We start from the raw sequence: 6,813 nt of genomic DNA, 5'->3' as shown, positions 1-6,813 counted from the left end.
ATTCCCATAGTGATTTGTTAAATTCTTTAATTTTCTCCTCAGCTTTTGTATACATTAAATCCCCTTTTACAAGTTCTTTAATCTTCTCAAAGTATACCCTCTTTTCCTCTTCAGAAAGTGAAGGAAGATTCTCTGGAACAACATCTGTTATCTTTAATATATGAAGTCCGAACCTTCCCCTTATTACATCACTTACATCTCCCTTATTCATTGAGAATACCGCTTTTGATAGTGCTGGATCTGAAAGAGTTCCCCTTCTAAACCAACCAAGATCCCCTCCATTCTTCTTTGTGGATTCATCCTCTGAAAACTTGAGGGCAAGCTCTCCAAAATCTTCTCCATCAAGGATGCGGTTTCTTATCTCTTTGAGTTTCTTTATTTTCTTCTCTATATCCTCTGGCTTATCCTTTGTTGGATCAACAGCTAAAAAAATGTGAGAAACCCTCCTTGCTCCAGCATAGAATCTTGTCCTCTCTATAAAATAATCCCATGCCTCCTCATCACTAATTTTCAGGTCCTTCAAAACAGAGGCGTAAACCTTGTCTGAGAGAAGTGCCTCCCTCACTATGGTCTCTATATCTGATTCAAGGAGCTGAAACTTACTGAGTGCCTGCTTGTATATTTCATCCTCAGAGAGTCCTGTTGCTTTTCTCATCCTTTCAATTTCATCCTGAACTTCTTTATCTGAGACAGTAATTCCATGTTCCTTTGCCCAGTGGTCAAGGAGGATGTTCTCCACCATTTCGTTTATTGTATTTCTCCTTATTGCCTCAATATCCGCTTGAGAAAGACTTATATTCTTATCCTCGTAATCCTTTATCTTTCTCCTTACAGCAGCATTAACCTCTGCCTTGTATATCTTCTCATCAAAGACCCTTGCCGCTATATCCCTCTGAGAGAACATCCAGAGAGAGACACCAAGTATAATTATCAGTATGATAAGTGGTATTCTCACATACCTGAATATATTTAAAAGTTTCTTTATTCTCTTCTTTTTCTTCTTATCCAAGAGTTTCTTCATTATGGATTGTTCTCTCCAGAATTCTCCTGAACTGACTCCCTGACCTTAGAGAGCCAATTCTTGAGAGGATTGAGAAAATGCTTCTTTAAATATGATGTAATTTCATCCCAGAGGTTTCCCTCTTTTACACCAAACTCTTTCTTTTTCTCCTCAAGCCACTTTCTTTTAGCTTCATTCCTTCTCTTTGTCTCAAGGGTCTTTATTATGTCATCCTTTACATCCTCAAATTTTGCTTTAACTTCAGGAAGTTTATCCTCTACAAAAACAATCTCGTAACCTTGAGATGTAAGGAAAGGTTTTGAAAATTCTCCTTTTTTAAGGGTAAAGACATTCTTATCCCACTCTTCTCCTCTTGAACCCTTTGCAACCTCTCCAAGTTCTCCACCTTTATCCTTTGTTGCCTCATCCTCAGAGTATTTCTTTACAAGTTCATCGAAGTTTGCACCGTTCAAAAGTTCATTGTATATCTTCTCTGCAAGTTGCTGTTTCTTTGTTCTATCCTCGGGAGTCATATTCTTGTCTATCTTTAAGAGAATGTGTTTAACCTTTACTCTCTCAGGTTTATCGTATGTCTCACCTTTTGTCTTAACATCAAGAACCTGTATTATATGGAATCCATACTTTGTCTTTATCACCGGACTTATCTCACCTGGCTTGAGAGAGAAAGCTGCCTCTTCAAACTCCTTCACCATCTTTCCTTTACCAAACCAACCAAGATCTCCTCCCTTATCCTTACTTCCTGGGTCATCTGAGTACTTCTTTGCCATTTCAGCAAAATCTGCACCTTTTAAAATCTTTTCCCTTATCTCCTCTGCCAATTTCCTCTTCTCCTCTACGGTTTTCTCATCAGCATCTTCGGGAACTTTTATGAGAATATGTCTTGCATGCACCTTGGTTATTTCATTGAAGTATTTTAAAGCATCCTCTTCTGTTACCTTTATCTTTGAGTAAACTGGGGCAAGCACCTTTCTTTCAAGAATGTCTGGAATTACATACTTTTCAATCTCCTTTCTTAAGTTCTCCTCATTCTTAAATCTTGATTGGGCAAGTGCCTTCTCATACTCTTCCTCTGATTTAAATCCACTCTTTATATTCTCTATCTGTCTATCAACCTCCTTCTTTATCTCTTCCTCAGTGGGCTTTATGTTGTTTCTCTTTGCATACTCTTCAATAACAGCTTGGTTTATTAAATCATTTCTTGTCTGTTCCACAATTTGCTCTATTATTGATTTGTATTGAGGGTCATCTGGATCTATACCCATGCTTCTGTATTGATTCTTTATGGCTTCAACCCTTTTCTCTATCTCTGCCTTTTTAACAACAGTTGAACCAACCTTCGCTTCAATACCTCTATCCTTGTAAGCAATGGCAAAGGTTATTCCTCCTGCAACAAGGATAGCTACAATGAACATTACTATTGATTTTATTATAATGCTCTTTATCCTTCCTTTACCTTCAGTTTTCTCCTTCTCTTTAAGTTTTCTCTCCTTTTTTATCTTCTGCAACCTTCCCATAACACTACCTCCTATATTTCTTTTAGTCAATCTAACTAATTTTATAATAAAAGATAGAAAAGGTAAAGGCTAACTAATTCATAAGTCAAAAACTTGGAAAAACCTACCTGTTGTGCTAAAATTTTAGAGTAAATTTTGGAAACTATAAGGAGGAAGATATGGCGAAGAGAACAAAGTCTGCGTTAAAGAATGCAAGAAAAAACTTGAAGAGGAGAATGAGAAATAAATATTACAAGACAAGGACTAAAAATCTAATTAAATCTGTATTTCTTTCAGAGAACAGAGAGGAAGCTGAAAAGAGATTGAAAGAGGCAATCTCCTTTATTGATCATGCAACGAGCAAGGGAGTTTTTCATAAAAATACAGCGGCAAGAAAGAAGAGTAGGCTAATGAAGAGATTCTCAGAGTTTATAATAAAACTTGAGGAGGAGAAGCTTACATCCTTAGAGAAATGACCTCAAGAAGGGTTTTTGGATCACCCTTTCCTATCTTTATAGCCTTTTCCACATCCTCAAGATAAAAGAGTAACTTTGTAAGTTTATCAATATCTATCTCCCTTGCCTCTTTTTCATATATACCAAAGAGAAAGGGAGAGATGTTCATAACCTTTTGAATCTCCTTTGGCTTAAGCCCCTGCATGAGAGAAATTTTCACATCAAAAACATTTATCACCCTACTCATTAGAATGTAGAATATTCTCTCTATATTCTCACCTCTATTTATCATTTCTTCTATAAAGAGAATGGTTTTTTGCTTTCTTCCTTTAAAAAAGAGGTCTGAAATATCAAATATAGAGGTTGATGATACAGGATAAACATGCCTCTCTATATCTTCCTTGGTAATCTTCCTCTTATCAGTGGATAGGGAAATTTTTTCAATCTCTGTTATAAGATAATCAAGCTCAGTTCCCACATTGTAGATGAGTGAGTATACACCAGACTCATCCACAATTTTCCCTCTCTCTTTAAATTTCTTCCTTATCCAAGCCTTTAAAACGCCCTCTGGGAGTGGTAAATCCTTAACAATCCTTACTAATTCAGAAAATGGTTTTGGTGGAGTGGGTATTTTCCCCTCTGAATCATCAAAAACAACAACTCTGTTATCTTTCTCAATTTTCTCCCACTTAAATCCCTTTATCCTTCCAGCATCTTTAACATAGAAAAGGGCTGAGGAAAAAAAGAAGGAGGGAGAGTTTATCTCCCTCACAACACTTGAGAAATCCCTTCCCTTTCCATCTATCAAACTTATAGAATCAACTTTTAGTGCATCCTTTAATTTTTCAATTACCTGATTTTTTATATACCTACCATTTCCTTGAAGAACATAAAATGGAAATATCTTCTTCTTTTCTATCTCTTTTAAAACATCTATATAACTAACTCTTTGATAGGATTTCTTTTTTCTCAACTTTTTTAAAGCTTAGCTCATCCCCTTCTCTATCAACAAGGATTGTATCACCTTCCTGAAATACTCCCTCAAGGAGTTTCTCTGAGAGAGGATTTTCAAGTTCTCTTAAAATTGTTCTCCACAATGGTCTTGCACCAAATCTCTTATCAAAACCCTTCTCCACGAGAAAATCTTTTGCACTTTCTGTAAGTTCAAGGGTTATATTCTTCTCGTCAAGTTCTTTTCTCACCCTCTTCATCATTATCTCAAGTATCTTCTTTACCTCCTCTTTAGTAAGGGGTTTAAAGACTACAACCTCATCAATTCTATTCAAAAGCTCTGGTTTGAATGTCTTTTTAAGATCAGAAAGAACCCTATTCTTTAACTCTGTGTAGTTTTCATCATCCTCTTTGATAAAACCAAATTTCTTCATCGATTCAAAATTAGTCCCTATGTTTGAAGTAAGTATTATGATGGTATTTCTAAAATCCACAGTGTGGCCCTGAGAGTCTGTGAGTCTTCCAGAATCAAGAATCTGAAGAAGAATGTTAAATACCTCTGGATGTGCCTTCTCTATCTCATCAAAAAGAATTATAGAATAGGGTCTTCTCCTAACAGCTTCTGTGAGTTGTCCTCCCTCATCATAACCCACATATCCCGGTGGAGAACCAATTAATCTTGAGACAGAAAACTTCTCCATATATTCACTCATGTCCAATCTTATAAGAGAATCTTCGCTACCAAATAGTATCTCTGCAAGTGCCCTTGCAAGTTCTGTCTTTCCAACACCTGTTGGTCCAAGAAAGAGGAAGGAGCCGATTGGTCTATCTGGATCTTTAAGACCAGCTTTCGCCCTCCTTATTGCCTTTGATATAACCTTTACTGCCTCCTCCTGATCTACTATTCTCTTATGAAGTTCCTCCTCAAGATGAAGAATCTTTTCTCTCTCCTTCACCATTATCCTTGTAACAGGAATACCTGTCCATGTGGAAACCACTTCAGCAACATCATCTGCCTTCACAGTAGGGAACTTCTCCTCTCTTTCCTTTTTCCACTTCTCCCTCTTCTCTTCAATCAGAGCTCTCAATCTCTGCTCCTTGTCTCTCAATTTTGCTGCTTCCTCAAACCTCTGTGATTGTATGGCTTTTATCTTCTTATCCTTGATATCCTTCACTCTCTCCTCAAGCTCAACTATATCTGGTGGTGTCACACTTGAGCGGAGTCTAACCTTTGAACTTGCCTCATCTATTAAATCTATAGCTTTATCAGGAAGAAATCTTGATGTTATATATCTTGTTGAAAGCTTCACCGCCTCAACAAGGGTCTCATCAGGTATCTTTACCTTATGGTGAGCCTCATACTTTGGTCTTAAACCTTTAAGAATTTTAATGGTATCGTCAAAACTTGGTTCTTCAACTATTATTGGCTGGAATCTCCTCTCAAGGGCAGAATCCCTCTCAATATACTTTCTATAATCCTTTAAGGTGGTTGCTCCAATGCACTGAAGTTCGCCTCTTGCAAGAGCAGGTTTTAATATGTTGGATGCATCAATTGCTCCCTCTGCACTTCCTGCACCCACAAGGGTGTGAAGTTCATCAAGGAAGAGAATTATCTCTCCCTTCGCCCTCTTAATCTCATTCAGTACCCTCTTCATCCTCTCCTCAAACTCACCTCTGTACTTTGTGCCTGCCACAAGAGAAGAGAGGTCAAGGGCAACAATTCTTTTATTCTTCAACAAATCTGGTATCTCACCTTTAACTATCTTCTGAGCAAGTCCTTCAACAATGGCAGTTTTACCAACACCTGGATCTCCTATAAGCACAGGGTTGTTTTTCGTTCTTCTGCACAGTATCTCTATCACTCTCTGAATTTCCTTCTCTCTGCCAATAACAGGATCCAGCTTATCATTCAAAGCAAGGTGGGTTAGATCCCTTGAAAACTGGTCAAGGGTTGGAGTCTTTGTCCTCCTCTGAGAAGACTCTCTTTTGGTTCTACCTGAACCGAATTTTTTCTCCTCTATAAGAATATAGAGTTCCTCCCTTAACTTCTCAGGGTCAACACCAAGTTCTTCAAGTATCTTTATCGCCATCCCCTCCCCTTCCTCTATTATCCCTAAAAGGATATGTTCTGTATCAACATAGTAATCACCCATCTCCTGGGCAATCATCCTTGCAAGCTCCAGAATTCTTTTAACCCTTGGAGTTAAAATTATCTTCTTTGAGGAGTAGTAAACCTCACCGCTTCCAATACCTGCCACCATCTCTCTGACCTTAGATGCAACCTGCCCATACTCCACATGGAACATTGATAGAGCTTGGGAGGCAATGCCCTGACCAAGCCTTGAAAGGCCAAGGAGTATATGTTCAGTACCAATATAATTATTGTTCATCCTCTGAGCTTCTTCCTGAGCGAAGAAGAAAGCCTGTCTTGAACTATCCGTTAGATAATCCCAGAATTCCATAGTCACCTCCAACTTAATTATACCATTATTAAATAAAAAGACTCCTTTATTTTTAGAAAAATTTTTTCATTTGACTTGAAAACCTCTGGGGTGTAAATTGAAAGAGAGAGTATTAAAATCCTAAGGAGGCACCATGAGTAAAGTAAATCTCACCAAACAGGCAATATTTGTCCTTGAAAAAAGATACCTTAAAAAGAATGAAAAGGGAGAGGTAATTGAAACACCTCTTGATATGTTTATGCGTGTTGCCAAAACCGTTGCCGAAGCAGACAAGATATACAAAAAGGATGCCGATGTTGAAAAAACATACAAAGAATTCCTCGATGTCATGGTGAATCTGATATTCATTCCCAACTCTCCAACACTCATGAACGCTGGAAGAGAACTTGGACAACTCTCGGCATGCTTTGTCCTCCCTGTTGGAGACTCTT

Annotated in this window: 6 protein-coding genes; 2 read left to right on the top strand and 4 right to left on the bottom strand. The window is 37.8% G+C overall.

The genetic code is table 11. The features are described from left to right. A partial coding sequence (locus J7J33_05065; protein ID MCD6168658.1) for a peptidylprolyl isomerase occupies positions 1-1,021 on the bottom strand: 1,021 nt, incomplete at its 3' end. Beyond that, positions 1,021-2,535: a peptidylprolyl isomerase gene (locus J7J33_05060; protein MCD6168657.1), complete on the bottom strand. Its 1,515-nt coding sequence runs from the start codon at positions 2,533-2,535 to the stop codon at positions 1,021-1,023. The genes J7J33_05065 and J7J33_05060, both read right to left, overlap by 1 nt. Positions 2,536-2,693: 158 nt before the next feature. Between J7J33_05060 and rpsT the strand changes: the two genes are divergently transcribed. Continuing rightward, positions 2,694-2,990, top strand: a complete 297-nt coding sequence (gene rpsT / locus J7J33_05055; protein ID MCD6168656.1) for a 30S ribosomal protein S20 — start codon at positions 2,694-2,696, stop codon at positions 2,988-2,990. Here rpsT and J7J33_05050 read toward each other — a convergent pair. Next, entirely contained in the window at positions 2,971-3,942 is a 972-nt protein-coding gene (locus tag J7J33_05050) for a hypothetical protein (protein MCD6168655.1), read from the bottom strand. The genes rpsT and J7J33_05050 overlap by 20 nt on opposite strands. Then, on the bottom strand, positions 3,911-6,382 hold the full coding sequence (locus J7J33_05045; GenBank protein ID MCD6168654.1) for an ATP-dependent Clp protease ATP-binding subunit: 2,472 nt from the start codon (positions 6,380-6,382) through the stop codon (positions 3,911-3,913). The genes J7J33_05050 and J7J33_05045 overlap by 32 nt, the downstream gene beginning before the upstream one ends. Before the next feature lie 133 nt (positions 6,383-6,515). On the opposite strand from J7J33_05045, the gene J7J33_05040 reads away from it, so the two are divergent. Continuing rightward, positions 6,516-6,813 (top strand): ribonucleotide-diphosphate reductase subunit alpha (locus J7J33_05040; GenBank protein ID MCD6168653.1); only part of this gene is annotated, 298 nt, incomplete at its 3' end.

The sequence above is a fragment of the Caldisericia bacterium genome (assembly GCA_021158845.1).
GTDB lineage: Bacteria > Caldisericota > Caldisericia > B22-G15 > B22-G15 > B22-G15.
The sequence above is the reverse complement of the archived record's forward strand: the minus strand, read 5'-3'. Positions and strand labels throughout refer to the sequence as shown.